Below are 26,878 nucleotides of genomic sequence, written 5' to 3' on the forward strand. Positions count from 1 at the left end.
AGGAGAACAAGTGACCGTACTGCCCGACGACGTCCAACTCCCCAGCCGTGACACGGTCCTCGGCCAGGCGATCCCCTTCGACCGGGCCCGCTGGGTCTCCCGGCTCCCTGACGCCACCTGGTGGCCGGCCGAGCTCGACACGTGTCCGCAGACGGGCAGTTGGCCCCGAGTGGACCGGCGGACCGTGTTCGGCATCGCCCGCCGGGCCGACACCGCCGAAGGTCGCCGCCACCTGCTCGTCGCCGCTCTGGTCTGGGGGAACGGCACGAAGGAGCGGTCGGTCCTGCGCAGTGCACGCGTCTTCCGGCACTCCACCCGCGCGGACCTCGACGCCCGACTCCGTGAGGCACTCGACGTACTCCGGGAACGGGGCGCCGTCGCCGCGTATCGCGCCTTCGGCAACGACCAGCACATCCCTTACCTGGGACCGGCGTTCTTCACCAAGGTGCTCTACTTCGCCGGGCACGGGAGCACCGCGGCGCACGACCGCCCGGTCATCCTGGACAGCGTCGTGTCACGGGCCCTCAGGGCCACGGGTACGGTGGAGGCCGGCTGGCCGGACAACGGATGGACCACCGACCAGTACGACCGATACCTGGACGTGGTGCACGAGGCCGCGCGGGCCCGAGGCGTCCTCCCGGACCAAGTGGAGGCAGCCTTCTTCTCCTACGGCAAGCAGCTTTGGGGACTCACCCCTGCGCCGGGTACGGCACCACGCTCACGTGCAGTGTGAAGGCGCCGCGCGCCGCGCCCGCCACGTCCGGGGCCTTCGCCAGCGCGGTGATCTCGGCCGTGCCGCCCCGGGTACCCGCGCACCGCAGCGAGGTGTGGGCCGTGCCGTCAGCATCCAGCCGCCAGCCGGAGACCTGGACGACGGCTGGCGTAGAACTTCGCACCGCGATCCAGCGCTTGTCGTCCGCACGGGGCCGCAGGACCAGGGACACCGCGGTTCCCGGCCGTACGCACAGCCGCTGTTCGACCGGATCGCCCGGGGCGACGCTGACAGACGTGTGCCCAGCGGCACAGCCGGCCGCCGAGGACGAGGGCGTAGGAGCGGACCCACTCGGCCTCGCGGGCGTCGTGGCCGATTCGCCCGGGCTCGCGGACGAGTGCGCCGGTGCCGGGGACGACGGCCGCGCCGAGCCGCTCTCGGACGCCCCTCCCTTGTACCCGCCGCCCGCAGACGTCCCGCACGCTGCCAGGACGACTGTCCCGGCGACCACCAGCCCACCGAACCACCACCGCATCCCAGCACCTCCTGGTGCAGCAGTGTAAATCCAACGGCGGATCCGACGCCTGCCGCAGTACTCCCGTATGAACGGGGCGACTTCCTGGGGTCACGCCAGGTCCCGGCGCGCGAAGAGCACTGCCGAGCCCGTGATCGTCATGGCGCGGAACGAGCGCTTGTGGAGAGTTCCGCGACGGTCGCCCTTGACCGGCCTGGAGCCTGTCCGCGGCGATGGCACCACCGGGACTCTCGTCCGTTTTCTGCCGGTTGCGTCGCTCCACTCACAAGCGCCGTTGACTGTCGGCGATCTGACACGGTGGACCCCGCACTGGCCTGATCTGGAGGTTCGCGTCGACGACCGACGCGACAGCGTTGGCATCGACTGACCCAGTGGGTCTCGTGGGCGACGCTGTCAGTCCGTCCCGTGGGGGCGGGCACCGGTTTTGGCCTTGGCGTCGGTGTGGACGTCCGTGCCGGTCGCCGTCCTGAGGTCCGCGGTGAGGGCGCGCAACCAGACCTCCAGGTCGACCAGGAGGGACAACGCCTCGGGCGGCATCGGTGCTGCGAGGTGCGACGGCAGCACCGGGAGGGGAATGCGGGTGCCTTCCCGCGGGAAGGCCGCGGCCCGATCGGTCGCTGCTGCGACGGCACCGGCGGCCTCACGGGCCCATCGCAGAGCGGCCACAGGGATGTCCGCCGTGCCGCTTGAGGGCGGTAGCCAGTAGGCGCCGACCAGAGCTCGGGAGCCGTAGTTGAGGGCGGCGAGCCAGTCGGGTCCGTCGTCGGCCGTCCGGGGAGCGGGTTCCGCACGGTACTGGGCGTACGCGGCCTGCGCGATGCGCAGCCGATGGAGGGTCAGTTGCAGTGCTTGAGCGGTGACGTCCTGCCGCGGTGCCGGGCTCGTCATCGCGTCGGCGGTGGCCCGCACGAGGGGGGCGGCGGCCCGGAACAGCGCACCCACGCTGCGCCGGATCTCGGCGTGTGCCCCGGACGGCCAGGCCAGCAGCCCACACATCAGCCCGACCGCGCTCCCGGTCAGGACATCGACGAGGCGGGCCTCGGCGAGCTGCCATGTCACGGGGGCGATCTGTGCGAACGCCGTGGAGACGACCAGCGTGAAGAGTCCCTGTGCCCAGGCCGGCCCGCCGACGGGCCCCACGGAAAAGGCCACCAGCATCGTCGGCACCAGCAGGTATTCGTACACCTCGATGGCGTCACCCGCCCCGACGAGGAGAAGCCCGGCGGCCAACGCACCGGCCAGCGTCCCGGCGGCAGCCGAGCGAACGGCGGACCAGGTGGCGCCGGCGGTGGTGCGGCCCAGGGTGAGCACGCTCAGCAGAACCCAGAAGCCGTGGGACAGGTCGAGGGACCCCGCCACCAAGCGGGCGAGCGCGAGGCCGAGCGCCGTACGGACGGCGTTCTGGAAGACGACGGAGCGAGGGGTGAGGTTTCCTGTCGTCCGGACGATCCACAGCCGGGCCGTCGACTTCTCGGCATACCAGAACTGTTCGTGGGGCAGTCCGGGCACCGAACGGCGGAGACCGCTCGCCAGGGCGACGGCCGTGCGAACGGTCACGACCGACACCGCGACGGTCAGTACGGTCGACTGCCGCCTCAGCAGCCCGTGCAGGCCGCTCACGCGCGCGTTCGGAGTGCTGCCGCGCGTGGCCAGGAACTGGGCGGTCATTTCCTCCATCAGTTCAGGGCCGGCGGTGGGGCGCTGTCCGCGCACGATCTGCGCTGTGTCGGCGCACGTGGCTGCGATACCGCGGAGCAGGGTTTCCGACGGCATGTCCGCGGGCGCGGCGGGGAGTTCGGCGAGAGCGGCGAGTTGGTCCAGCAGGCGGCGGGTGGCCGAACCCGCTTGGGCCAGTGCGCGGTGTGACCTGCCCGCTCCGGTAGGTCTGCCACCTGCCGGCTGCCGCGACAGGCGCAGATCGCGGCCGGTCGTTCGGAGGCGCTCGACGAAACCATGATCCGGAGCCTGGGAGGCCCGGACCAGGCAGGTCGCGGCCTGTGCCGCGAGGTCGAGGGCGTCCGCGATCCGTGCGCGGTACGACGGCCGCGCCGGTTGCGGGAGCAACGTCTCACACACGATCAGCAGCGCCACACCGACGGCGAGCCCGGCCAACCGCTCCGGCAGGGTGCCGGGCGCGTACGGCGGGAAGCAGGCAAGGATGTAGAAGAGCTGCAGTCCGGGAACGATGCCCGCGAGCCGTGGTGCACAGGCTGCGCCGTAGGTCAGGACGACCCCCACGAGCAGCACGCCTGCCGCGGCCGACCAGGTCGACACGGCGAGGACCGTACCGAGGAAGACCAGTGCGGCTGCGGCCGGGACAGCCCGCAGCAGAGTGCCGGCGCGCCGCCGACCCGAGCCCGGCAGCGGCGACATGACGCCGAACGCGATGGGAGCGAACAGGGCGTAGACAGCGAGAACGGGTCGTTCCAGCAGGTGCGCCGCGGGATAGAAACCGGCGAGCGAGGCAACCGTGACGCGTACGGCGTTGCCGCCCGCACCGACGGACTCGGTCAGCGACGGCAGCTTCGGCATGCGTTGCTCTCCAAGGGCCCGTCCGGAGCGTGTCCCGTCAGTGCGGGGTCGCACATGGCGACACATCATGCCTGGACGAGGCCTTCGAGGCTGCCCATCGCACGCGTGCTCCCCAGGAACCGCCCGACCGGCCCACCCGCATCGATCGGCACGTGGCAGCGGCGAACGAGCCCGGCAGCCGAGTCCGGCAGCCGAGTCCGGCAGCCGAGTCCGGCGGACGATTCAGTCGTCGAAGTAGGCCTTGGCGACGGCGTGGCTGTCCTCGTAGAGGTGGTAGCGGGTGATCCGCCCGTCCTGGACTGTGGTGTGGAGGGCGAACGCGGTGTCGATGTCCCGGCCCGTCTTCCTGACCTCGGAGACCATGCGCCCGATGAGCACCACGTCGGCGCCTTCGGCGATGACGTGCCGGAGGTCGAACTCCTTGGGCCGCACGTGGGTCCGCAGCAGCTCGAAGAATGTTCGCATGCCCTCCGTCGAGTCGACCTCCGGTACCCACGGAATGCCTGGCGGGTGCGGGATCGAGAACGACACCGAGTCGGCGAACAGCGCCGCCGCCGCAACGGTTTTACCCTCGGCGAGCAGCGGGAACAGGCGTTGCACGGTTTGCGCCGGCGACTCTGCTGTCATGTGCGGCGATGTTACAAGGGCTGACGGAATGCATCCGGCGTATCACCAGGCCGAGACGGCGCGCCGGGGCCTCGGCAAGTCGCGACCGCAGCCCTCCTCTTCCGGCACGCAACGTGCCGGAGGCCGGCGCGACGCCACGCCTTCAGGCGGGGAGGCTCCGCAGTAACCGCGCCCGGCCCGCATCGAGCACGTCTTCACGCGGATCAAGACCCTGGAAGATCATTCGCGACTGCCGTCCGAGATGGGCGAAGGGCGGGTAACCGTATGAACACGACGATGCGCGGCATCGCCGGACTCCACAACCTCGCCGTCGCGGAGGATGCTCAGTCGAGACAGAACTCGTTGCCCTCGATGTCCTGCATGACGATGCACGACTCGTTGACGCCATCGGCACGCAGCAGTCGCTCGCGGACCGCGCCGAGCGCGACCAGTCGTGTGCACTCGGCCTCAAGTGTGGCGAGGCGCTCTTCGCCCACGAGCCCGGTGCCGACCCGCACGCAAAGATGAACCCGATTCTTGACGACCTTGCCTTCGGGGACGCGCTGGAAGTACATGCGCGGGCCGACACCTGAGGGATCCATGCAGACAAACCCCGCACCCTGACGCTCGGGCGGCAGCGAGCGATTGAAATCGTCCCAAGTGACAAACCCCTCCGGTGGGGGTGGTACGACGTACCCCAACACCTCGCACCAGAAGCGAGCGACGCGCTCGGGTTCTGCGCAGTCGAAGGTGACCTGGAACTGCTTGATCGAGGACATCGGCGCACCATAGCAGGGCGACTCTGTTGCTCATGTCCCGCTGTGGATCCGCAAGTTGTCGGGAGGACGAGCTTCGGCAGGGTCGGGGCGTTCGGCTGCCGCACCAGGAGGCACTCAGGAACTGATCCAGCGGCCCACACCGTTCCACGTCGACCAGCGCCTTCTCCACGGTGTCGGTGTCGGCGGCGACCTTGTCCAGCAGCACGGTGCCGGAGGCGTTGTCGTGCACGGATGCGGCGAGCACCACCACCGCGATCACCAGGCCCAACACGTCAACGGCAAAGCTCGCCCTGCACGACGACACCACGCGTACGCATCCGAGCTGCGATCGACGCGCTGGAGTGAATCTGCACATTCAGTGGACCCGCGCCAGGAACGCCGGTCCGCGAATAGGACGAGTTGAGTGAGGCCGGTAAGTCTCGCGCCGGCTTCTGTGCTCGGCGACCAGGCCGAACTGGTTCGGCTCGCTGCGAGGGACAGGGCGTCCAGGATGACGGACACCGTGCCGATCACCTTGTCCGGCTCGTATGCCGCGGATCCGAGTCGCTCCAGGTCAGCGGCCTACACGAGGGCGACAAGCGGCTTGCCGTGGCGGGTCAGGACTGCCTGTTCCCCGCCGGGGACGACGCGGTTGACCAGCTCCGCAAGCTCGGACCGGGCTTGCGTCACGGAAATCTCAGGGCCATGCTGCGTATCGCAGTTCTGTACGTCCTGTACGTTTCGTGAGAGCGCTACCGCCGAGGTGATCACACGACACCGGTCGGTCGGCTGTGCATGTGACCGACCAAAAGGGAGTTGCTTGAAGTGCGAGGGGACCTGGTCCGTCGGAAGGAGGCCAGTGGGCGTTACGCGTTGGTCTTCATCCACCCGCCGTCTGGGCGGAGTTGACGCCGCTCAGACGTCTCAGCACGCCACGTAGGCTGCCGGGCCCGGGCCCGGCCTCCACCCCGAAGGAATGGTCTTGTTCAGTGTGCTGCGGATCCGGGACTACCGGTTTCTCGCGTTCGGTCAACTGCTGTCCAGTCTCGGCGACTGGTTCCTGCTCCTGGCGGTCCCGTACTACGTCCTGGAGCTGACCGGCTCCGCCATGGCGTCGGGGTTCTCGCTGGCCGCGGGAACGGTTCCGGCGCTGGTCCTGGGCCCGCTGGCGGGGGCGCTCGTCGACCGCTGGAACCGGCTGCGCGTCATGATTGCCGCGGACCTGGTCCGCATGGTGGCGGTCTCGCTGATGCTGTGGGTGGACAGTCCGGACGAGGTGTGGCTGATCTACGTCGCGTTGGTCCTGGAGTCGTCCCTGAGCCAGCTGTTCAACCCGGCCTCCGCCGCCCTGCTCCCGCAACTGGTCGGCCGTGGGGGGGACCTCCACGCGGCGAACTCCGTGAGCGCCGTCATCGTCGGCTCCATCCGGCTCGTCGGCGGCCCGTTGGGCGGGGCCGTGTACGGCGGCCCTGGTTTCACGGCAGTCGTCGCCATCGACACGATCAGCTACGCGTGTTCAGCACTGTGCCTCACGATGGTCCGCAACCGGCCGCAGACGACGGCGTGCCAAAGCACCGGGGCGGGGCGCGGGCAGGTACGCAGGCTGGCCGCCGAGATCCGCGACGGAGTCGCACAGATACGCCACAGCCCGTGGCTGGCGGCGCTGGCGGCAGCCGGTGCCCTCTTCGCGATCGCCACGTCCGCCGTGAACGTCGGCCTCATCCCGTACATGGACCGGGTTCTGCACGCCTCACCACAGATCCTCGGCCTGCTCTTCGGGGCTTTCGGTGCAGGGCTCCTGCTCGGGGTGCCGATCAGCCGCGCACTCACCCGGAGACTCGCAGACCGGACAGTGCTGGTGGGCTCCCTCGCAGCGCTCGCCGTGACCTTCGCGGCGACATTCAACACCCCCGTGATCGAGTGGAGCGCCGCACTGTTCCTCACAATCGGGGCGCCCATGGTCTGTTTCACCATCACGAGCGGGACGCTCGTCGCCCGTTACACCCCTGATGCTGTGCTGGGCAGGGTCAGCGCAACCTACGGATTTCTACAGGCGGCGGCCTCCTTGTCGGGCATGGTGGCGGGCTCACTGCTGAGCGAGGCGTTGGGCATCGTGGCGATGATGAACCTGTGCTGCGTCACCATCGCACTGGCCGCCGGAACGATGCTGCTCATGCCACGGCGTCGGCCCCCGATCCCCGAGGATGTGTCCCTCGGGGAAGCGGCGTGACGTGGACGGCCGGCAGTGCCCTTACCGACGAGCTCGCCGCCCCGCCGTACGACGCCCTGTCTCCCGCCGAGCTCGAACCCATCACGGCGGCGCTCGTGGCCGCGGGGTCGCGGTGACGAGCGGCGACTGAAGGGACGAGGAGTCCGCCGTCGGTACGGCGAGTTCTCGGCCCGGTGTTCGCGTCCGAGGCGCTCGACCCGACCGTCGACTTCCTGGCCGCCCACGGTGAGGCCGAGCTCATCGCGGACATCATGCGGAGTTGGTGCCTCGGGGGGCAGTGCCCTCGTGCCCTCGGGCTCGAATCGCGGTGCCGACCAATGTGTCGCGGGCGTTCGGCGCCGCTCCTTATGATGAGCGGATGCTGACGTTCACCGATGTCATCCTTGACTGCCCCGACCCCTGGAAGCTGGCCGAGTTCTACGCCGAGCTGCTGGGCTGGGAGATCAACACCGATATCAGCACCAAGGATTGGGTCAACCTGCGCAACGACGGCGTCGAGCTGTCGTTTCAGCGGGTGGAGAACTACAAGCGGCCCAGCTGGCCGGGACAGGAGCATCCGCAGCAGTTCCACCTCGACTTCGAAGTGGACGAGTTCGAGCCCGAGCATCGCCGTGTGATCGAGCTGGGCGCCACCCTCCAGAAGAGCTTCGTCGGCGAGTCCGGCTACGGCTGGCAGGTGTACGTCGACCCGGCCGGGCACCCGTTCTGCCTGTGCCGCAACCCTCCCCGGTCCTGACCGCGCACGACGAACAACCGCCCCGGCTCTGAATGGCGCCGTGGCAGTCGCGCTCGTGCTGCTCGACACCGGTACGACACCGGTACCTGGACGCCGGTGAACCAGTAGCGGTCACCCCCGGCCCGGTCCGCCGCGGCGACTGGTCGTTTCGTTACTGCTTGTCCCGCGCGGCCAGCCGTTTGGTGATCTCGGACCTGACCGTCTCGTGCAACTCGTCCGACGTGAAGCCGAGGTTGCGCAGGATCTGGGCGGCGGGGCTCTCCTCGGTACGGATCAGGCCCAGCAGCGAGTGTTCCGTGCCGACCCAGTCGTGGCCGAGATCGGCCGACGCGCGGAGGGCCTGCTCGATGGCCTTCTTGCTCTCCGGCCGGAACGCGATGTGACCCCGCGGCGCCTTCTGCCCGGCCGGCGGCAGCGCTTCCTCGATCGCGTCACGGACGCGTTGCTCCGACGCGGTTTTCGCCGTCAGCACCTCGTACGCCAGGCCCTGCGGTTCGCCGAGCAGGCCGAGCAGGATGTGTTCGGTGCCGATGAAGTCGTGCTTGTGGGTTCGGGCGGCCTCCTGCGCGAGCACGATGCTGTGCCGGTTCAGTTTGGTGTACCGCTCGAACGGGGCGGGCGCATGACGTTGCTGGGCGGCCTGTTTGGACACCCCGATGGCGTCGCCGATCTCGCTCCACGACGCACCGCCCTCCTTGGCCTTGCCGACGTAGTGGCCGACGAGCTGGTCACCGAGGTCGGACAGGGTCTGGGCCCGTAGGTGCGCCTCGCTGATGCGGGCCAGGTTGTTGGCGTCGGGGAGTTCCTCGTCCAGACGGGCGATCAGGTCATTGAGGCTGATGTTGAGTGGGCTCATGCGTCAATCGTAGATTGACGATGCGTAATCGTCAATCTGTAATTGACGCATGGTGCTCACCCCGGCAGCCTCGGCACGCAGCCACTCGCCTCAACGGCAATTGCCGGGCTGCAGTGGTGCATTGGCGCAGTGGTGATACGTCAGTCGAGTGCCCCGGCCGGCGGTCCCGGAACGCCGGACCACCTTGGACGCCCTCCTTCCACTGCCCGAGATCGGTGGCCCGGTCGGGTACGCGGGGATGACCGCCCTCGGCATCCGCCTCGCGGTGGTCGAACCGCGCGTAGCGGCCGCCGGTTTCTTCGCCGGGGGTTACGTGCCCCGCGCCCAGCGCGAGGAGGCCCGGCAGGTCACCGTTCCGCTGCTGTTCCCGCTGCAGTGGGACGAGGAGGGGAACCCGCGGCAGCGCGCCCTGGACCTGTTCGACGCCTTCGGCTCCAAGGAGAAGGTGCTGCACGCCAGTATGGGCGGGCACGCCGGCCCCGTCGTTCGAGGTGGACGACAGGAACCGGTTCTTCGGCCTGCACCTGAAGTGAGGCCGGGCCGTCAGGCCGGCAGCGGACGGTGGGTGGCGCAGGCCAGGATGCCGCTCATCAGCGACAGGTCCCGACCGGGCAGCCCGTTCGCCGGTTGCGCCTGGCGGCCTGCACGGGGCCGGAGCCTGCCCCGAATGACAAAGCGCCCGGGTCCGCCGACCGTGGCGGACCCGGGCGAGAGGCTCTGCTTGCAGCTGGTGCCGCGTCAGCCAAGGTTCGCCCCGTCGCGACGCCCGGCACGCGCCCCCACCCTCGAACCGGCTCCGTCCGGCTCGGGCGGGGGACCCCCTTCGCCGCACCGGCCGAAAGCCCAAGTACGTCCAGTACGAGGACTTCCGGCCGGCACGCCGAGAGCACGCTCCCCCACTCTCGGCTTCGCTCGAGCGGGGGGACCCCCACGACGCCGCTCCTTGACGGGCACACCTTGACTGACGCGGCACTGGTGGCGGCGCAGTGGATGCGCGCCGGCCGCCAGTGGCCATTACCTCATCGTGTCTCCCGGGATTCCCCGGAATCCCGCATCTCCCGCGCGTACGGTGCGACGGTGATCCGGTCGATCAGTGGTGCGAAGCGGGAGCGGAGCAGCACGCCGGGGAAGGTGTCCGAGGCGTAGGTGGTGCCGTCGAAGTTGGGCAGTTCCTCGGAGCGGAAGGTGATCGTGTTCGAGCCCTTCCTGAGGCGGACGGGGACCGTCAGCTCCCAGAAGTTGTTCTGGTGGAAGGTGTGGGGGAAGCTGACCCGCTGCGTCTCGCCGCCACCCACGGTGATGTCGGCGTGGCGGGCGAGCGGGTCCGGGTTGTAGTGGGTCGCTTCGGACTGTTCCGGGTTGGAGTAGCGGATGCGTAGCGCGTACAGGCCGGCCGTGTCCGCGGCGACCGTGAACGTCGCCGTGTTGCCGTTGCCCGGGTCGCCGCCGATCCCGGTGATCGCTGTGCCGTCGGTGGCCAGGGACAGCGGCGTCAGCGTGGCCGAGCCCGCGAGCTTGGCGTCCTGCGCCTCGTAGACACGTCCCTTGAGCGCGCCGTCGGTGGGCGTGACCGTCAGACGATCGACAAGGGTTGCGGCCGAACCACGAGCCGAACCACCAGCCACCGTCACCTTGTTGACACCGCCTGACAGGGAGACGGCCACCTTGTGCCGGCCCTTGGTCACGTGCAGGACGTCGTGACCGTTGACGGACAGCCGAGCGTCCGCTCCGCCGAGGGTGTCGACTTCGAGCGTGGCCTCCCGGTCGGCGGGGGAGTAGACCCAGAACGTGGCCGTCTGGTTCCTTGCGATCCGGACCGCGCCCGAGCCGGTGGCGGGGGTTGCGGTGCCCTTCGGCACGTCGTAGACGGGCCGTGCGCCACCGCCTGTCCAGGCCAGTTCGCCCTCGTAGACCTCGGTGGCCGCCGACGCCTTCGGCAAGGACAGCGTGACGCGGTCGACGATGGCGTCGCCCTTGGTGGCGCTCTTGCCGTCCAGGCTCCTCGCGGCGAGTGTCAGGGTGTGCTTCCCCTTGGTGAGGTGGACCTTGGTGTCGGTGTGGTCCCACACCACCCACTTGTATCCGAGCGGCAGGTACAGCTCCTGCTCGCTGTCAGCTTTGCCGTCCACCCGCAGGAAGACGTTGGTGGGCCCCTGCTCCTTGACCCTGTCGAAGGTGTTGAGGGAGCTGGCGAAGGTGCTCAGGTCGTAAAAGCCGTCCTCGGGCACGTCCACGCCGAAGTCGAGCGTGACGTCCGAGCCGGTGCGCAGACCGCCCACGTCGTAGCCGCCGGAGGTGTAGAACTTCGACACGTCGCCGGTCGAGCCCTCCGGGCCGTTCCTGGTGTAGCCGGACCCGGTGTGGGCGGCGTCCTCCGCCTCGTACGAAGCCTGCCAGCGCACGGGCGGGGACTGCGTGCCCCTGGCCTTCCCCGCCGGGCTGAGGACGATCTCGTACGCCGAGGACTCCTTCAGCTTCGGCAGCCCGCCGTCGCCGAAGTCGACGACGACCTGGCCGTCGTCACCTACCTTCAGGTTCGTCTCCGTCAGCAGCTTCGGGCCGGAGTGGTCGCCGACCTGCCCGCTCCACTCGATCTCGCGCACCCAGGCGTGCACGCGGCCGCCGAAGACCTTCCTCGGGACGCCTGCGAAGGTGATGTGACCCTTGCCGGTGGAACCGCCGAAGATCAGCCGGGCCTGTTTCTTCTTCGCGTCGAGCGTGGCCACACCCTGCATGGTGTAGTTCTCGCCCGGGAACGGCGGCGCCACGTCGACCGTGTGGCCGCTCATCGAGGCGTACGAGTGCAGAAGCCACCACTGGCCGTTGCCGCGGTTGGACTGCACGGCGGAGTCGGAGAGGTTGCCGTCGATGTTCCAGTACGCGATGTCGGCGTCCACCTTGGAGTCCTCGATCGCGGACACCCACTGGACCATCTCTCCGGGGACCGAGGTGTGGTAGTTGAAGGCGTACTCGTTGATGTTGACGGGGAGTCGGGTGCCCTCGCGGTCGGTTCCCTTGAACAACTCCTTCTCCCACCCCCGGTACTTGGCGACGCTCTCACGCACCGCCTCCGGGTGGCTCAGCTCGTGCCAGGTGATCACGTCCGGGAGGGTGCCGGCGGCCAGGGTATGGGTGAGGAAGCCCTTCACCTGGTCGTACAGGACACTGGTGTTGGGGCCCGCGATGCGGGCGTGCGGCATCCTGCCCTTGATGAGCTTGTAGGCCTCGTCCCACGCGGCGAAGTAGTCGTCGGGGTGGTTGAGCCAGCTGACCTTGTTGTAGCTCCACTCGCCGGTGCCGAACATGTTGCCCTCGGGCTCGTTGAACGGCACGAAGACGATGTTGTCCTGGTACTGCTTCGGCAGCTGCAGAACCTGGTCGACCTGCTTGGCGAGCTTCTCCTCGTAGAGCTTGAGCTTCTGCGCGGGGGTGTCGCCCGGCCACTCGTACGGGAAGCCGCGGTGGATGTCGGTCATGTAGATGTACACGTCACCGTCGGTGGAGTCGGCGAGCGGCTTCACCACGTCCAGCGCGTCGGCACCCGGGTGCTGCGGGCCGTCCTGGGCCTTGGTGGAAACCGTGCGCAGGCCCATGCCCTCGATGAGGTTGTTGGTGGGGACGCCGGGCCCGTACACGCCATACAGGGTGCCGGAGGCGCCGCCGTGGAACGCGCCGGTGTCGGAGCCGAGGTCGACGGTCAGCTGCCCCTCGCGCACCACGGTGACGGTCGCCTTCACCGTGCGCCCGGCCGCGGTTCCCGCCACCGTGAAGGTCCCCGGCCGGGCGTACTTCTCAGTCGGTACGTCGTCCCAGGTGACCGGTGTATCGCGGTCGTAGCCGTCGGAGAACGAGGCGCGGACCGCCGCGGGGAGGGACGGCGCGGTTCCGGCGGTCGTACGGACCTCGAAGGACGTCCGCGAGAGTTGCTGGAGGGTGGGGAGGCTCCCGACCGTGCCGGCCACCTGTTCGGGGCTGAGCGCCGAGTGCCAGACCTTGAAGTCGTCGATCGCGCCCTTGAGCAGCGGGTCCTGGTAGAAGGACTTGCCGATGTAGCCGGCGGCCGTGGCCGAGCCGTCCAGGAGATCCTTCGCCTTGACGGTCGTCGCGGCGGAGGAGACCGCCACACCGTCGAGATAGGTGGTGACCCGGTGAGCGGAGGTGTCGAGGGTGACGGTGACGGTCCGCCAACCGTCGGCGGGCAGAGGCGCGTAGCCCAGGACCTGTGCCTCCGCGCCACCTCCGCCGGTGGTCACGGCGGTGCGCAGCACACTGCCGTTGGAGGGCGTGGTGAACAGGTACTTGGTGGTGTCGGTGCCCAGGTCGAAGATCCGTTGCCAGGATGACTGGTCATCGCTCCACTTCAGGCGGGCCGAGACCGTCAAGTCGGTTGCGGCGTTGAGCACTTCGCGAGGGAGACGGACGTAGGCCCCGTCGGAGGTGGGCGCTCCGCCCGGCAGGGCGAGCGCCCTGCCGCCGTCGGTGCCGGTGACGGACCGGGCGGTGGAGCCGTTCACCAGGGTCGCCGTCAGACCGTTGCCGGAACTGTCGGTGATCTTGCCGGAGGTGAGGTCGTCCTGGTCGAAGGTGTAGTGGGCGGCGGGCTGGGGCGTATCGGCTGCCTGCGCGGGGACGGCGGGCGCGGCCAGCAGGCCCCCGCCCAGAGCCAGCGCCACGGCGGCCGGGACCCGGCGCCGGGCTGATCTGTCAGCGGATGGCATGGATTGCGTCCTCAATCCTTGATGTCGATGTACATCGAACCGGTTCGATGACGTGCGGCGCGAGGGAATCGGGAACGTCTGATCTGTGGGCGTCGCGGGCCCTGTGCGCCTGGGGGAAGGTCGGATCGGAGCCATGGCTGTCGGAGGGATCTACGTAGTCGAACCGGTTCGGGGAAGCTAACATCGGGGCCTGCAGCCAGCAATCCCTTGAGCATAAGGTTTTTGCGGCCGTATTACGGGTCGGAAAATTCCGGCCGAGGGTGTTGACAGGTCGCGGGGCAGTTCCTACCTTCACTTCACGCGAACCGGTTCGACACACGGTCCGCGTGTCTGGTCCCACCCACGCCCTCACGACCCGCGGGCTCCTCCTCCTCCGAGGAGTCGAACCGGTTCGAGCAAGGAGTCGCCGTGAACATCGGTGAGATCGCCCGGCGGGCCGGTGTCTCACGGAGCACCGTGTCCTATGCGCTGAGCGGCAAGCGCCCTGTCTCGGACGACACGCGCCGGAAGATCCAGGAGGTCATCGACGAGCTGGGCTACCGCCCGAACGCCAGCGCCCGCGCCCTGGCCAACGGGCGGACCAGCACCATCGGCCTGGTGTTCCCGCCGGCCGGCAACCACTACACGGGGATGCAGCTGGACTTCATCGGCAGCGTGGTGGAGGCCGCCGCGGCGCACGACTACGACGTGCTGCTGTCACCGAGTGGTGTGGACAGGGACCGCTCCTTCCAGCGGCTGCTGGGGGAGCGGCGGGTGGACGGGGCGATCCTGATGGAGATCAGGCTGGAGGACGACCGGGTCGATCACCTGGCCGCCCTCGATTTCCCCTCCGTCGCCATCGGCCGCACCGCCCATCCCGAGCGCGGCTGGTGGGTGGGCCTGGACCACACCGCGCTGGCGGCGGCGTGCGTCCACCACCTGGCGGACCTCGGCCACCGCCGGGTCGCCTTCGTCAACCGGCCCGAGCCGCTGCTACGGGCCGGATACGAGTCCGCCCAGCGGGGCCTCGACGGCTTCACCAAAGCCGCCGCCGAACGCGGGCTGACCGGACGGACCTACTGCTGCGGGGACGACGCGGCCTCGGGCCAGGCATGCCTGGAACGGATCCTGCACGACGAGCCGGCCACCACCGCCCTGGTCACCCTGAACGAGGCCGCCCTGGGCGGCCTCTACCGGGGGCTCGCCCAGGCGGGCCGCCACGTGCCGCGCGACTTCTCCGTCACCGGGGTCGTGGCCGGCCGGTGGGCGGAGACGGTGACCCCGCAGCTCACCGCCGCCGACGTGCCGGCGGAGGAGATGGGCCGGCGCGCCGTCGACCTGCTGGTGGAGCGGCTCGATCATCCCGGCGCGCCGCCCCGGCACCACCTCCTCGCGCCCCCGATCTCGCTACGCGCCAGCACCGGGCCCGCCGCCACCGCAACGGCCTCCTGACCGCACCGGCACAACCCTCCCGGCACCACGTAGAACTCCTCTGTCACCGGACGCTCGAACCGCTCGGCAATGCCGTTCGCCGCGCCCGTCCTTCCTGCCACCCCGTGCCCTCGGCACCCCGCGCCCTCGGCACCCGCATGTCCTGAGCAAAGGAACCCTCGCCATGAACAGCTCCTCCGGACACCGCCGTCTGACCGCCGCGGCCCTGGCCGTCCTGACCGTGGCCGCCGGTGCCACCGCCTGCTCCTCCGGCTCGGGCAGCACCGACACCAAGGGCGCCGGCAGCGGCACGTACACGATCTGGGACCCCTACCCGCAGTTCGACAAGACCTCGTCCTGGGCGAAGCTGCTGGACCAGTGCGGCACCAAGGCCGGGGTGAAGGTCAAGCGGACCGCCTTCGACACCAGCGACCTGGCGAACAAGTCGCTGCTGGCGGCACAGCAGGGCAACTCCGCCGATGTCCTCATCGTCGACAACCCGGTGGTGTCGACGCTGGCCGAGGCGGGCGTGCTCACCACGACCGACGACAACAAGCTGGACACCTCGAAGGTCGACCCCAACCTGCTCGCGGCCGGCCAGTCGGGCGGCAAGACGTACGGCACGCCGATCGGCGCCAACACCCTGGCCCTGTACTACAACAAGAAGGTGCTGAAGGCGGCCGGGGTGGACATCTCCTCGGTGAAGGACTGGACGTCGCTGACGGCGGCGCTGGCGAAGGTGAAGAAGGCGGGCAAGAAGGGCATCACCTTCTCGGCGATCGGCACCGAGGAGGGCAGCTTCCAGTTCCTGCCCTGGTTGTGGGGATCGGGCGCCAAGCTGACCGCACTCGACTCCTCCCAGGCCGTGTCCGCGCTGTCTCTGTGGAAGGACTGGCTGAAGCAGGGCTACGCCCCCAACTCGGTGCTCAACAACACCCAGACCACCAGCTGGCAGGAGTTCGCCAGCGGCGACTACGCGTTCAGCGAGAACGGCACCTGGCAGCTCGCAGGCGCCAAGAAGGCCGGCCTCGACTACGGGGTGCTGCCCATCCCGGCGGCCGCGGGCGGCCACGCCGCGGCCCCGACCGGCGGCGAGTTCGTCACCGTTCCGGTCCAGAAGGACACCGGCCGCTACGCCACCTCCCAGAAGCTTCTGACCTGCCTGACCAGCACGCAGAACCTGTACGACACCGACACCACCCTGTCCTACGTGGCCCCCACCAGCGAGGTCCAGGACAAGCAGGTCGCCGTGAACGCCGAGCTGAAGCCGTGGGTGGAGGCGGTCAAGGCGGCCAAGGGCCGCACCAGTGACGACCTGGGCACCAAGTACCCCAAGATCTCCGAGCAGATGTGGAAGGCCGTCCAGTCCGCCCTCAGCGGATCCAAGTCGCCCAAGGACGCGCTCTCTTCGGCGCAGGCCGCGGCCAAGTGACGAGAGCCCGATGAAGCAGACGACACATCCGACGGGCCACCGGCCCGCGGGCGTCCGGGGCGGGGCGGCCACCGCCGCCCCGCCCCCGGCCGGCGGCAGGAAACGCCGCCGGCGCGCCTCCTCCCAGTGGGCCGCCTGGGCCTTCCTGGCCCCGGTGACCTGCTACCTGGCCCTCTTCTACGCCTATCCGCTCTACCGCAACCTCGACCTGAGCCTGCGCAACTACACCGTTCGCTCGTTCGTCCAGGGCGACGCGCCGTTCACCGGCCTGGCCAACTACCGCACCGTCTTCGACAACCCGACCTTCGCCCCGGCCCTGCTGCACACCGCGGTCTTCACCGCCGTGTGTCTGGTCTTCCAGTACGCCATCGGGCTGGCCCTCGCGGTCTTCTTCCAGCAGCACTTCCGGCTGTCGGCGACCCTGCGTGCCCTGTTCCTGGTGCCCTGGCTGCTGCCGCTGATCGTCTCGGCATCCACCTGGTCGTGGATGCTCAACAGCGACTCCGGTGTCGTCAACGCCGTCCTGCACGCCATAGGCATCGCCCCGGTGAACTGGCTGACGTCACCGTCCTGGTCGCTGACCTCGGTGATCATCGCGAACATCTGGATCGGCGTCCCGTTCAACCTCGTCGTCCTCTACAGCGGCCTGCAGTCCATCCCGGCCGGCCTCTACGAGGCCGCCGCCCTGGACGGGGCGGGTGCCTGGCGCCGCTTCTGGAGCATCACCTTCCCGCTGCTGCGCCCGGTCTCAGCGATCACCCTGCTGCTGGGGCTGGTCTACACGCTCAAGGTCTTCGACATCATCTGGATCATGACCAAGGGCGGCCCGGCGGACTCGTCCACCACCTTCGCCACCTGGTCCTACCAGCTCGGTTTCGGCAACCTGCTGCCCGCCTTCGGCCCCGGAGCGGCCGTCGGCAACCTCCTCGTCGTCGCCGCGCTGGTCTTCGGCCTGGTCTACGTCCGGGTGCAGAGAAAGCAGGCCCTGTCATGAGCCGAAGCCGCAAGCGCACATGGGGCAAGACCACGATCGGCGTCGTGCTTACCGCGATCATGCTCTTCCCGGTCTACTGGATGCTCAACGTGTCCCTCACCCGCGACCAGGACATGCGCAAGAGCCCCCCGGACCTGCTGCCGCTGCACGGCACCCTGGCCGGCTACCGCACCGTCCTCGGCGAGCAACTGCCCTACCTCGGCACCAGCCTCGGCATCGCCCTGGGCACCGTCGTCCTGACCGTCGCCCTGGCCGCCCCCGCCGGGTACGCGCTGGCCAAGCTGCGCCCGCGCGGCGGCGGCATCATGAGCTTCGTGCTGCTGGCCGCCCAGATGATCCCCGGCATCATCATGGCGATGGGCTTCTACGCCATCTACCTCCAGCTCGGCCTGCTCCAGTCCGTGCCCGGCCTGATCGTCGCCGACTCCACCCTGGCTGTCCCCTTCGCGGTGCTGATCTTCACCGCGTTCATGTCCGGCATCCCCGGCGAACTGCTCCAGGCCGCGCAGATGGACGGAGCAAGCATCCTGCGCACCTTCTGGTCCATCGTCCTGCCCACCAGCCGCAACGCCGTCGTCACGGTGTCGCTGTTCGCCTTCCTGTGGTCCTGGTCCGACTTCATCTTCGCCAGCACCCTGGTCAACGGCGGCGCGCACGAGCCGATCACCCTCGGCATCTACCACTACATCGGCAACAACAACCAGCAGTGGAACGCCATCATGGCCACCGCCGTCGTCGCCTCCCTGCCCGCCGCGGTGATCCTCGTCCTCGCCCAGCGCTACGTCGCCGCCGGCGTGACCGCCGGCGCGGTCAAGGACTGAGTCCCCCAACTCCGCCCGGCGGCTGAAGCGTCCGTGCGTCAGCCGACCGTTGCCTCCTGCTCCAGAAACGAGTCACGCCCCATGACCGCCGCCTCGTCCGGCCCGGCCTTCTCCGTCCACGACATCCCGTTCAGCACTTACGGCTCCTGGTTCGGCATCTCGCCCGTGCTCGCGGAGAAGACCCGGGCCGAGGACCTCCACCTCGTCTCGCACCAGAACGGCATGCACGCCGTCCTGCGCCTGATCCCCGTGGACCCGGCCACCGGAGACCGGGCAGCCACCCGTGTGGAGGCGACACCCGGCCTGCTCAGCTGGATCGGTGAGAGCGGGCGCACAGACCTCGCCTACGAGTCGCCCGACACCGTGCGCCTGCGGGGGAGCGGCGTGGGTATGGGCGTGTTCGCCGCCGCGCACACCCTGACTCCGTTCAGCGGAACGTACTTCTTCCACGATCCGGCGGCGGACGCCTACGTGTTCACGTCGTACGAGACCGGCCGCCGTTACCGCGTCACCGTGCTGTCCGGCACCATCGCCGACACGGCCGGAGACCAGGTCCTGGGCAGCGGCGACCGCGGTCTCACGGTGACCGCGCAGGCGGACGGAGCCTGGGAGATGGCGATCGAGGAACTCGAGACCTCCCGCCCGCCGTACGTGTTCGCGGCGACCTTCGACGACGTCGTGGAGTCCGTTCGCGGTGAGTTCGCGGACTTCGTCGACGCGGTGGCCCCCTGGCGCTCGTCCGCCACGCCGGCCGCCGAACTCGCCGCCTACGTCGTCTGGTCGGCGACCGTACGGCCGACGGGCCTGGTCACCCGGCCCGCAGTGCTGATGTCCAAGCACTGGATGGACAAGGTCTGGAGCTGGGACCACTGCTTCAACGCCCTTGCCCTGGCTCCCGGTTGCCCCGAACTCGCCCTGGACCAGTACCACCTGCCCTTCGACCACCAGGACGACAGCGGCGCCCTGCCCGACTCGGTCACCCACTCCGAGGTACTCCACAACTTCGTCAAACCCCCCATCCACGGCTGGGCCTTCGGCCACCTGCGCCACCGCCTGCCGGCCCCTCCCAGCCGGGCCGAACTGACCGAGACGTACGCCCGGTTGGAGCGCTGGACCGACTTCTGGCTCACCGCACGAAGAGCCCCCGGCGCCCAGCTGCCCCACTACCAGCACGGCAACGACAGTGGCTGGGACAATGCCACCACCTTCGACCCCGAGCGAGTGGTCGTCACCGCCGATCTCGCCGCCTTCCTCGTCCTCCAGCTGCATGAACTCGCCGCCTTGGCTGAGGAATTGGGCAAGCCCGACGAGGCGAGCAGGTGGACGGCGACAGCCGAGGAGACCCAGACGGCGCTGTTCGACCAGCTCTGGACCGGGGACAGGTTCGTCGCCCGGTCGGTTGCCACCGGGGCCACCTGGAGCAGCGCCGGCCTCCTCGACCTGATGCCCATCGTCCTGGGCGAACACCTGCCCAGCGAGGTCAGCAGCGCACTGACCGACCACATCGAGGCCCATCTGACCCCGTACGGCCTCGCCACCGAACTGACGACCTCACCGCACTACCTCGCCGACGGTTACTGGCGCGGCCCGATCTGGGCACCCGCCACCGTCCTCGTCGAGGACGGCCTGCGCCGCGCCGGCCACCACCGCCTCGCCGACGAGATCAGCGCCCGCTTCCGCGCCCTGTGCGAGACCCACGGCTTCGCCGAGAACTTCGACGCCCTCACCGGAACGGGCCTGCGGGACCGCGCCTACACCTGGACCGCCAGCAGCTACCTCCTCCTCGCCGAAGCACACGCCCACCGAGAGAGCCGCTGACCGGCGGCCTCCCCAAACTCCGGCGCCGTCACGAGCCCCGGTCCTCCCCCCTCCAGGAGCCGCACCATGTACTCGCCCACAGCCCTTCCCAGACCCACGACAAGCGCCAGGCGCCGGGCCGTCTCGTCGGCCGCCGTCCTCGTGACCGCCCTGGCGACGACCCTGATACCGGCCGCCCCCTCCCGGGCCGCGGACACCAGCGTGACCGTCGACTTCGCCAACGCCGGAGGCGCCCCCACGTACCGCGCCTCCGGAATCATCTACGGCATGACGCCGAACGGCTCGCTCCCGCAGGACCACTTCTTCAAGGACATCAAGTGGCACTTCATGCGGGCCGGCGGCGCCCAGCTCAACAGCGGCGGCTACGCCACCAGCCTCGCCGAGTACCAGACCCGCTGGAACTCGACCCTGGCGCAGTACAAGCGCACCGCCGCCCTGGGCGGCACCTTCGTGCTCCTGCCGCACGACCTGTGGGGCGCCGACAGCACCACCCACGTGGGCTGGCCCGGTGACAACGGAAACTGGACGCAGTTCGACAGCTTCGTCACCCAGCTCATCAACGACGTCAAAGCCAACAACATGACCGTCCAGTGGGACCTGTGGAACGAGCCCGACGGCAGCAACTTCTGGGGCGCCTCGCAGGCGCAGTACCTGCAGATGTGGTCGCGGTTCTACGCCCGCGTCCGGGCGGCGTTCCCGGGCCAGCTCATCGTCGGCCCCAGCATGGCCCACCAGCCCACGTCCTCCAACAGCTGGTGGACCACGTATCTCAACTACGTCAAGGCCAACAACGTGGCCCCGGACATCTACAGCTGGCACTCCGAACCCGCCGACCCCGTCTCGGGCGCCGCGAGCGCCAACTCCACGCTCGCCGCCGCGGGCCTGACCAACACCCGCCCGTACCAGATCAACGAGTACGGCGCGCTGGCCCAGCAGAACCCCGGCGGCGGAGCCTGGTACATCGGCCGCCTGGAGCGGGCCGGCATCGACGGCCTGCGGGGCAACTGGGCCTCCGGCACCGCCCTGCACGACAACGAGGCGAACCTGCTCACCAAGAACAGCGCGGGCCAGTACCTGCCGCTGGGCGAGTGGTTCATGTACCGCTACTACGGCTCCCAGACCGGCAACATCGTCAACCTCGTCCCCGGCACCAACACCGACGGCCTCGCCACCAAGGACAACACCGCGAAGAACGCCAAGGTGCTGCTCGGCAGCAACGGCAACGCCGGCAACGTCACCGTCAACCTCACCGGCCTGGGCACCACCTCGGTGGTGGAGAGCGGAAAGGTCCGTGCGGTCGTCCAGCGCGTCCCGTACAACAACGGCGCCGCGGTGGCAGGCCCGGAGACGATCTCCGACACCACCCTGACCGTCAGCAACAACGCGGCCTCGGTGAGCCTGCCCTGGAGCAACGCCAAGGACGGCTACACCGTCACTCTGCTCCCGCCGTCCAACACCACCATCTCCACGGTCGCCGTCAGCGAGAACAGCGGCCAGTGCCTGGACGACACCAACCTGAGCACCGCCAACGGGACCCAGTACCAGCAGTGGAACTGCGAGGGCGGCTACCAGCAGATGCTCGACCTCAAGCCGGTGAGCGGCAAGAGCGGCACCTACACCGTGGTCAACGAGCTCAGCGGCAAGTGCCTCGACGTGTCCGGGGCTTCCACCGCGGACAACGCCGCCGTCATCCAGTACACCTGCAACGGCGCCACCAACCAGCAGTTCACCCTCAACCCCGTCACGGCACTGGGCAACAGCCACGACTACCAGCTGGTCGCCGTCCACAGCGGCAAGTGCGTCGACGTCACCGGCATCTCCACCACGCCCGGCGCGAAGATCCACCAGTGGACCTGCGACCCCGCGAGTGCGCTCTCCACCAAGAAGAACCAGATCTGGCGCCTCTCCGGCAAGAACTGACAGTGTCCGCCTCGGGGGGAGCCTCCCGACAGGTGCGGCCGTACGGCATCAGTGCCGTACGGCCGCTCTTCGTCGCCGGTCAGCCGCCCGGTGGGTTGTCGGGGCCGTACCCGGTGGGGTTGTCGGGAGCGTGCGACCGATGCGGGTCGGCCACGTCCTGGGCGGCACGGACCGCGGTCATGTCCGGCCGCCCGGCTTCAGGGCGTGGCCGCAGACGGTGCAGACCACGCCCACGACCAGGAGGTCCCAGGAGTAGGTGAGCAGGCTCGCGACCTGGACCAGGAGGCCCAGCCCCCACAGTCGCGGGTTGCGCACGATGCGGCGTAGCAGTCGGCTGGGCACACGGTTGCGGGTGAAGGCGTAGATGCCCAGCGAGCCCACGCAGAGCGAGACGAGGGCGATCAGGCCCAGGCTGAGCAACATCATTGAGCCGTATGACATGAGAGCCCCCAGGTTGTTCTGTACGGGACAATATCCCTGGCCAGGAGCTCCTTGTTCGCCGGGTCGGCATCCAGCGCTGTTGCGAGGTGTGCGTTGTGCGAGCACGGGTTTCGGCCGGGCGGCCCAGCGGTCCCGGCACACGGCCCCGCGCCCCCGCCGCAGACCTGAGCCGCCGTGGGCCACCCGCGTACCGAACCGGCCGCCGACGCTGTGCGGTCTGGCCCCACCCGCGCCGCCCCGCGAGCCCGGTGATCACGGGCCTCGGCTCGGCCGAACACGCGGCGATGACCTCGGCGACGGGATCGCGTGATTGGCCCGGTGATCGATTCGGTGGCTCCGGTGGTGCTGAACCTTGTCGCCTTGCCGCTGTGTCGGTGTGGATGGGTGGGTAGGGTCTGGAGATGGGGAAGAACGAGGTCGTTCCGGAGAAGGTGGCCTGGGTTCTGGTGCGTGACGGGCGGGTGCTGGTGACGCGTAACCGCGGTGTCGATGTCTTCTACTTCCCGGGCGGGAAGCGGGAGCCAGGTGAGTCCGATGCCGAGACCTTGGCGCGCGAGATCACCGAGGAACTCCGGTCCCGGGTCGACACGGCCACGATGGTGCACGTCGGCACCTTCGAGACGCGGAGGGAGTCCGACGGATGCACCGAGTTCCGGATGATCTGCTACACCGCCGATTACAGCGGTCCGCTGCTTGCCTCAAGGGAGATCGCGGAGTCGGACTGGTTCGGGTACGGCGATCGCGCGCGGGTCTCGGCAGTGGACCAGATGGTGTTGTCGAGGCGACGCCGCAGGCCGTGCGATGACTTCGAGCGCGCGGACGGCGCCAACCCGCCGGGCCGGGCGGTGACGCAGGCTGCAGTGCCGTTCCCGCCGGTGCCGAGGAGCCGCCGTGCAGCCCCTGCCCGCCTCACCGGCAGCCGGCGGCGGCCTTACCGGTGACGGCTGGAAGCACTGAATGGGGCGTGTCGCATGAGCGGCTCCTTGCAGCTCGGCGCGTCGTGACGGACGGGTCGACTGATGGAATCGCTCCCACTGGTGCATCGGACGGTAGCGCCAACACGACTGGAAGCACAGGGGTGTTGCCCGACGTTTCTCGACTGGTCCAGATCGAAGGAATCAACGTCTTGACGTCTTGACCGAGGGCGCACCTGTCCCCACTATTGGGAGCGCTCCCACTGGTTCAAGCCTTGACCCCCATCGAGCCGCACTCCGCAAGGAGGAACCAGAACCATGGATCCCGGACGCAAAAGCACAGCCCAGCCATGCACTGGGTGTCGACCTTGGTCGTGAACTCGGCTGCGTCGAACGCGTACGCGGAGCGCCCCAACGAGCCCCTGAGGCTCCGCGTGCCGCACCTCGTCCCAGCCTGAGGGGGGCGCTCGGCCGGGCGGTCCGCGGTTCCCAGAGGGCTGCCCGGCGCTCTTGCCAGGGCGAGACCGCTGTTTCCCCTCCCGGCGAAACGTTCCGGTGAACGTCCCGCAGAACCCCTTTGGGAGCGCTCCCGAATCCAGGACGCTCCGCCGCTTCCCCTCACACCCCCGCTTCCCCTCACACGCCCGCTTCCCCTCGCACGCCCGCGTCCCTTCACACGCCCGCTTCCTCTCACACCCCGCGGAGGATCCGCATGCAACTCCCACTCCCCAACCCCCTGAGCAGAGCACGAGCCGTGCTCGGCACCCTGCTCACGGCACTCCTCGTCCTCACGGCGCTGCTCGCCTCCGCTCCGCCGTCACACGCCGACTCGACCATCTGCGAGCAGTTCGGCTCGACCACCATCCAGGGCCGTTACGTCGTCCAGAACAACCGCTGGGGCACGAACGCCACCCAGTGCATCACCGCCACGGACTCCGGCTTCAGGGTCGCCCAGGCCGACGGCTCGGTTCCGACGAACGGCGGTCCGAAGTCCTACCCGTCCGTCTTCAACGGCTGTCACTACACCAACTGCTCACCCGGCACGAACCTCCCGGCCCGGCTGAGTTCGATCTCGAGCGCGCCCACGGGCATCTCCTACAGCTATGTCAGCGGCGCGGTCTACGATGCCGCGTACGACATCTGGCTGGACCCGACACCCCGCACCGACGGTGTGAACCGCACCGAGATCATGATCTGGTTCAACCGCGTGGGGGCCGTGCAGCCGGTCGGCTCGCAGGCCGGTACCACCAGCGTTGCCGGTCGTTCATGGCAGGTGTGGACCGGCAACAACGGCACCAACGACGTGCTGACCTTCGTCGCGCCGTCAGCGATCAGCAGCTGGAACTTCGACCTGATGGACTTCGTCCGTCAGACCGTCTCCCGGGGACTCGCGCAGGACAACTGGTACCTGACGAGTGTTCAGGCAGGCTTCGAGCCCTGGCAGAACGGCGCGGGGCTGGCGGTGACGTCGTTCTCCTCGACCGTGAACCTCGGCGGAGGCACGCCTGGCGGGCCGGGCGGCTCAACGGCGTGCAGGGTGGCCTACGGTACGAACGTGTGGCAGGGAGGTTTCACCGCCGACGTCACCGTGACCAATACCGGTTCCTCTCCCGTCAACGGCTGGAATCTCGCGTTCACCCTGCCTTCGGGGCAGAAGACAACGAGTGTGTGGAACGCCCATGTCTCCCCGGCATCGGGAGCCGTGACCGCCAGCGGTCAGCAGTACAACGGGGACATCGCACCCGGTGGGCAGGTCTCCTTCGGGTTCCAGGGCACCTACGGCGGCACCTTCGCCGAACCGGCGGGCTTCAGCCTGAACGGAACAGCCTGTACCGCCGCGTGAAAGGGCCGGCCCACCCTGCCCGACTCCCAGGCCCGGGGTGGGCCGCCGTTCGACGGCCGACTCGTTCCCCAGGGCTGCTCTGCCCGCGTCTGGTCAACTCTGCCCACGTGGTGATGAGTTGTCCGCCATCGATGTTGCTGCGCCGTGGTGCCTTCCGCCGTAAGATCGGTGATCTCGTGGGGGAGGTGGTCATGGGCAGGCGACGCCCTGGGGCGCCCACGCTGGAAGAGGTGGCCGCCCATGCGGGGGTGGGGCGAGGTACGGTCTCCCGGGTCGTCAACAACGCGGCCGGTGTGGCCGATTCGACGCGCCGGGCCGTACAGCGCGCCATCGAGGAACTGGGTTACGTGCCCAATCTCGCCGCCCGGTCCCTGGCCGGGCAGCGGGCCGACGCCGTGGCCCTTGTCCTGACGGAGCCGGACTGGAGGCAGTTCGCGGAGCCGTTCTTCTCGGAAATCGTCAGTTCGATCGGCGACGGGTTGGCGGACACCGGCATGCAACTGATGCTGACCCTGGTCCGCTCGGAGTCCGAACGGCAGCGCTTCCTGGAGTACGCACGCGGCGGCCGGGTCGACGGAGTCCTGCTGATGTCCGTCCACGCGGACGACCGGCTGCCGGACATGCTCGCCGAGGCGCGGTTGCCGACCGTGCTGCTGGGGCGTCGGTCGGCCGACGAGTACGTCAGCCACGTGGACGCGGACAACCTGGGCGGCGCCCGCAGCGCCGTCGCCTACCTGCTGAAACAGGGCCGTCGAGCGATCGCCACCATTACGGGGCCGCTGGACATGTACGTTGCGCAGTCAAGGCTTCAGGGTTACCGGAACGCCCTGGAGTCGGCCGGCCTGGAGAGTCCGCACTCCCTGGTCGCGGAAGGTGATTTCTCGCAGGACAGCGGGCGTCGCGCCATGGCGGAGCTCCTCGAACGTCACCCGGAGATCGACGGCGTCCTCGCCGCGTCGGACACCACGGCCGCCGGGGCGCTGCAGGCGCTGCGGGTAGCGGGACGGCGTGTGCCCGAGGACGTCGCCGTGATCGGGTTCGACGACTTTCCGCTGGCCCAGCGCACCGAGCCGTGCCTGACCACAGTGCGTCAGCCGTTGGGGGAGATCGGAAGAGCCATGATCAGGCTGCTGCTTGAGGAGATCGAGGAACCGTACGTGGCCTGGCGCCACGTCATCCTCCGTACGGAACTGGTCGTCCGCGAATCGGCGTGACGAGTGTCGCCGTACGCACCCGGCTCAGCGTGCCGAGCCGTTGGCTTGGCGTGCGGTGCACGCGAGATGGGGACGCGGGTACAGGTCGCGGCTGCCCTCCGCGGCTCACAAGTCCGGTGCGATGGTCCGGAGTTGTCCGAACCGGCCTATGTTCCGGCCTCCCGAAATACCGGCAGGAATGGAGCGAATCGGTTCGACGTAAGCGCTTCGACGGGAAGCGCGACCGGCCGCATGTCGGATCGATGGCATGCCGGGAGGTGCATGCCTCACCGACACCTGGTTGCGGTTCGGCCGCTTCGGCTGCCTCGGCCAGTGCCCCTCTGTGCCGGCGCGCTCCCGGACCCGATCCGATCGGCTGCGTCCCTGTTCACCGGCATGATGGTGGGTC

Annotated in this window: 20 protein-coding genes and 1 pseudogene; 13 read left to right on the plus strand and 8 right to left on the minus strand. The window is 69.3% G+C overall.

Translation table 11 applies throughout. From position 1 onward, the window contains the following. The first annotated feature begins 10 nt into the window (after nt 1–10). Nucleotides 11–733, plus strand: coding sequence for an 8-oxoguanine DNA glycosylase OGG fold protein (locus ACYUED_RS44635; RefSeq protein WP_491290093.1), 723 nt, complete (start codon nt 11–13; stop codon nt 731–733). Here the strand turns inward: ACYUED_RS44635 and ACYUED_RS44640 are convergent. The 5 genes from ACYUED_RS44640 to ACYUED_RS44660 all read right to left on the minus strand — a co-directional run bounded on the left by ACYUED_RS44640 (nt 690) and on the right by ACYUED_RS44660 (nt 5,833). Further along, nucleotides 690–944, minus strand: coding sequence for an acetyl-CoA synthetase (locus tag ACYUED_RS44640; protein ID WP_491290094.1), 255 nt, complete (start codon nt 942–944; stop codon nt 690–692). The genes ACYUED_RS44635 and ACYUED_RS44640 overlap by 44 nt on opposite strands. A gap of 696 nt (nt 945–1,640) precedes the next feature. After that, the gene (locus tag ACYUED_RS44645) at nt 1,641–3,779 is read right to left on the minus strand and encodes an FUSC family protein (RefSeq protein WP_491290095.1); all 2,139 of its coding nucleotides are present in this window, start codon (nt 3,777–3,779) and stop codon (nt 1,641–1,643) included. A 222-nt stretch (nt 3,780–4,001) separates the two neighbouring features. Further along, on the minus strand, nt 4,002–4,406 hold the full coding sequence (locus ACYUED_RS44650; RefSeq protein WP_491290096.1) for a nuclear transport factor 2 family protein: 405 nt from the start codon (nt 4,404–4,406) through the stop codon (nt 4,002–4,004). 323 nt (nt 4,407–4,729) lie between these two features. Next, complete coding sequence (locus ACYUED_RS44655) at nt 4,730–5,164, minus strand: VOC family protein (RefSeq protein ID WP_491290097.1); 435 nt, start codon at nt 5,162–5,164, stop codon at nt 4,730–4,732. Nucleotides 5,165–5,725: 561 nt separating this feature from the next. Then, nucleotides 5,726–5,833, minus strand: a complete 108-nt coding sequence (locus ACYUED_RS44660) for a type II toxin-antitoxin system prevent-host-death family antitoxin (protein ID WP_491290098.1) — start codon at nt 5,831–5,833, stop codon at nt 5,726–5,728. Between the two features lie 286 nt (nt 5,834–6,119). Here ACYUED_RS44660 and ACYUED_RS44665 point away from each other — a divergent pair, with 286 nt between their 5' ends. After that, nucleotides 6,120–7,373 (plus strand): MFS transporter, encoded by a 1,254-nt coding sequence (locus tag ACYUED_RS44665; protein ID WP_491290099.1) that lies wholly within the window; start codon nt 6,120–6,122, stop codon nt 7,371–7,373. A 358-nt stretch (nt 7,374–7,731) separates the two neighbouring features. Beyond that, nucleotides 7,732–8,109: a VOC family protein gene (locus ACYUED_RS44670; RefSeq protein ID WP_491290100.1), complete on the plus strand. Its 378-nt coding sequence runs from the start codon at nt 7,732–7,734 to the stop codon at nt 8,107–8,109. 151 nt (nt 8,110–8,260) lie between these two features. On the opposite strand, the gene ACYUED_RS44675 is transcribed toward ACYUED_RS44670, so the two are convergent. Then, entirely contained in the window at nt 8,261–8,965 is a 705-nt protein-coding gene (locus ACYUED_RS44675; RefSeq protein WP_491290101.1) for a Clp protease N-terminal domain-containing protein, read from the minus strand. A 160-nt stretch (nt 8,966–9,125) separates the two neighbouring features. On the opposite strand from ACYUED_RS44675, the pseudogene ACYUED_RS44680 reads away from it, so the two are divergent. After that, nucleotides 9,126–9,498, plus strand: a pseudogene (locus ACYUED_RS44680) (alpha/beta hydrolase); the annotation flags it as partial. 486 nt (nt 9,499–9,984) lie between these two features. On the opposite strand, the gene ACYUED_RS44685 reads toward ACYUED_RS44680, so the two are convergent. After that, nucleotides 9,985–13,683 carry a LamG-like jellyroll fold domain-containing protein gene (locus ACYUED_RS44685; protein ID WP_491290102.1) on the minus strand — a complete coding sequence of 1,233 codons (3,699 nt, stop codon included), beginning with the start codon at nt 13,681–13,683 and terminating at the stop codon, nt 9,985–9,987. Nucleotides 13,684–14,091: 408 nt separating this feature from the next. Between ACYUED_RS44685 and ACYUED_RS44690 the strand changes: the two genes are divergently transcribed. The 6 genes from ACYUED_RS44690 to ACYUED_RS44715 all read left to right on the plus strand — a co-directional run bounded on the left by ACYUED_RS44690 (nt 14,092) and on the right by ACYUED_RS44715 (nt 22,078). Further along, nucleotides 14,092–15,114: a LacI family DNA-binding transcriptional regulator gene (locus tag ACYUED_RS44690; protein WP_491290103.1), complete on the plus strand. Its 1,023-nt coding sequence runs from the start codon at nt 14,092–14,094 to the stop codon at nt 15,112–15,114. 163 nt (nt 15,115–15,277) lie between these two features. Next, complete coding sequence (locus ACYUED_RS44695; RefSeq protein WP_491290104.1) at nt 15,278–16,525, plus strand: sugar ABC transporter substrate-binding protein; 1,248 nt, start codon at nt 15,278–15,280, stop codon at nt 16,523–16,525. 10 nt (nt 16,526–16,535) lie between these two features. Beyond that, on the plus strand, nt 16,536–17,519 hold the full coding sequence (locus ACYUED_RS44700) for a carbohydrate ABC transporter permease (RefSeq protein WP_491290105.1): 984 nt from the start codon (nt 16,536–16,538) through the stop codon (nt 17,517–17,519). Next, nucleotides 17,516–18,340: a carbohydrate ABC transporter permease gene (locus ACYUED_RS44705; RefSeq protein ID WP_491290106.1), complete on the plus strand. Its 825-nt coding sequence runs from the start codon at nt 17,516–17,518 to the stop codon at nt 18,338–18,340. The genes ACYUED_RS44700 and ACYUED_RS44705 overlap by 4 nt, the downstream gene beginning before the upstream one ends. Nucleotides 18,341–18,421: 81 nt before the next feature. After that, nucleotides 18,422–20,158: an amylo-alpha-1,6-glucosidase gene (locus tag ACYUED_RS44710; protein ID WP_491290107.1), complete on the plus strand. Its 1,737-nt coding sequence runs from the start codon at nt 18,422–18,424 to the stop codon at nt 20,156–20,158. 66 nt (nt 20,159–20,224) lie between these two features. Next, complete coding sequence (locus tag ACYUED_RS44715) at nt 20,225–22,078, plus strand: RICIN domain-containing protein (RefSeq protein WP_491290108.1); 1,854 nt, start codon at nt 20,225–20,227, stop codon at nt 22,076–22,078. Between the two features lie 177 nt (nt 22,079–22,255). Here ACYUED_RS44715 and ACYUED_RS44720 read toward each other — a convergent pair whose 3' ends face one another. Further along, nucleotides 22,256–22,519: a hypothetical protein gene (locus tag ACYUED_RS44720; protein WP_491290109.1), complete on the minus strand. Its 264-nt coding sequence runs from the start codon at nt 22,517–22,519 to the stop codon at nt 22,256–22,258. Nucleotides 22,520–22,920: 401 nt separating this feature from the next. On the opposite strand from ACYUED_RS44720, the gene ACYUED_RS44725 reads away from it, so the two are divergent. From ACYUED_RS44725 to ACYUED_RS44735, 3 genes are all read left to right on the plus strand, one after another. Next, entirely contained in the window at nt 22,921–23,460 is a 540-nt protein-coding gene (locus ACYUED_RS44725) for an NUDIX hydrolase (RefSeq protein ID WP_491290110.1), read from the plus strand. A gap of 685 nt (nt 23,461–24,145) precedes the next feature. Further along, nucleotides 24,146–25,276: a glycoside hydrolase family 12 protein gene (locus ACYUED_RS44730; protein WP_491290111.1), complete on the plus strand. Its 1,131-nt coding sequence runs from the start codon at nt 24,146–24,148 to the stop codon at nt 25,274–25,276. A 191-nt stretch (nt 25,277–25,467) separates the two neighbouring features. After that, nucleotides 25,468–26,490 (plus strand): LacI family DNA-binding transcriptional regulator, encoded by a 1,023-nt coding sequence (locus ACYUED_RS44735; protein ID WP_491290112.1) that lies wholly within the window; start codon nt 25,468–25,470, stop codon nt 26,488–26,490. Nucleotides 26,491–26,878: the final 388 nt, after the last annotated feature.

The sequence above is a fragment of the Streptomyces sp. DF42 genome, from assembly GCF_058267695.1.

Excerpts from the sequence above, each read along its gene's own strand:
- ACYUED_RS44725 (WP_491290110.1), top strand. The coding sequence starts at position 22,921 with ATGGGGAAGAACGAGGTCGTTCCGGAGAAGGTGGCCTGGGTTCTGGTG.
- ACYUED_RS44665 (WP_491290099.1), top strand. The coding sequence starts at position 6,120 with ATGGTCTTGTTCAGTGTGCTGCGGATCCGGGACTACCGGTTTCTCGCG.
- ACYUED_RS44735 (WP_491290112.1), top strand. The coding sequence starts at position 25,468 with ATGGGCAGGCGACGCCCTGGGGCGCCCACGCTGGAAGAGGTGGCCGCC.
- ACYUED_RS44675 (WP_491290101.1), bottom strand. The coding sequence starts at position 8,965 with ATGAGCCCACTCAACATCAGCCTCAATGACCTGATCGCCCGTCTGGAC.
- ACYUED_RS44705 (WP_491290106.1), top strand. The coding sequence starts at position 17,516 with ATGAGCCGAAGCCGCAAGCGCACATGGGGCAAGACCACGATCGGCGTC.
- ACYUED_RS44700 (WP_491290105.1), top strand. The coding sequence starts at position 16,536 with ATGAAGCAGACGACACATCCGACGGGCCACCGGCCCGCGGGCGTCCGG.
- ACYUED_RS44710 (WP_491290107.1), top strand. The coding sequence starts at position 18,422 with ATGACCGCCGCCTCGTCCGGCCCGGCCTTCTCCGTCCACGACATCCCG.
- ACYUED_RS44645 (WP_491290095.1), bottom strand. The coding sequence starts at position 3,779 with ATGCCGAAGCTGCCGTCGCTGACCGAGTCCGTCGGTGCGGGCGGCAAC.
- ACYUED_RS44720 (WP_491290109.1), bottom strand. The coding sequence starts at position 22,519 with ATGTCATACGGCTCAATGATGTTGCTCAGCCTGGGCCTGATCGCCCTC.
- ACYUED_RS44655 (WP_491290097.1), bottom strand. The coding sequence starts at position 5,164 with ATGTCCTCGATCAAGCAGTTCCAGGTCACCTTCGACTGCGCAGAACCC.
- ACYUED_RS44715 (WP_491290108.1), top strand. The coding sequence starts at position 20,225 with ATGTACTCGCCCACAGCCCTTCCCAGACCCACGACAAGCGCCAGGCGC.
- ACYUED_RS44730 (WP_491290111.1), top strand. The coding sequence starts at position 24,146 with ATGCAACTCCCACTCCCCAACCCCCTGAGCAGAGCACGAGCCGTGCTC.
- ACYUED_RS44650 (WP_491290096.1), bottom strand. The coding sequence starts at position 4,406 with ATGACAGCAGAGTCGCCGGCGCAAACCGTGCAACGCCTGTTCCCGCTG.
- ACYUED_RS44695 (WP_491290104.1), top strand. The coding sequence starts at position 15,278 with ATGAACAGCTCCTCCGGACACCGCCGTCTGACCGCCGCGGCCCTGGCC.
- ACYUED_RS44670 (WP_491290100.1), top strand. The coding sequence starts at position 7,732 with ATGCTGACGTTCACCGATGTCATCCTTGACTGCCCCGACCCCTGGAAG.
- ACYUED_RS44685 (WP_491290102.1), bottom strand. The coding sequence starts at position 13,683 with ATGCCATCCGCTGACAGATCAGCCCGGCGCCGGGTCCCGGCCGCCGTG.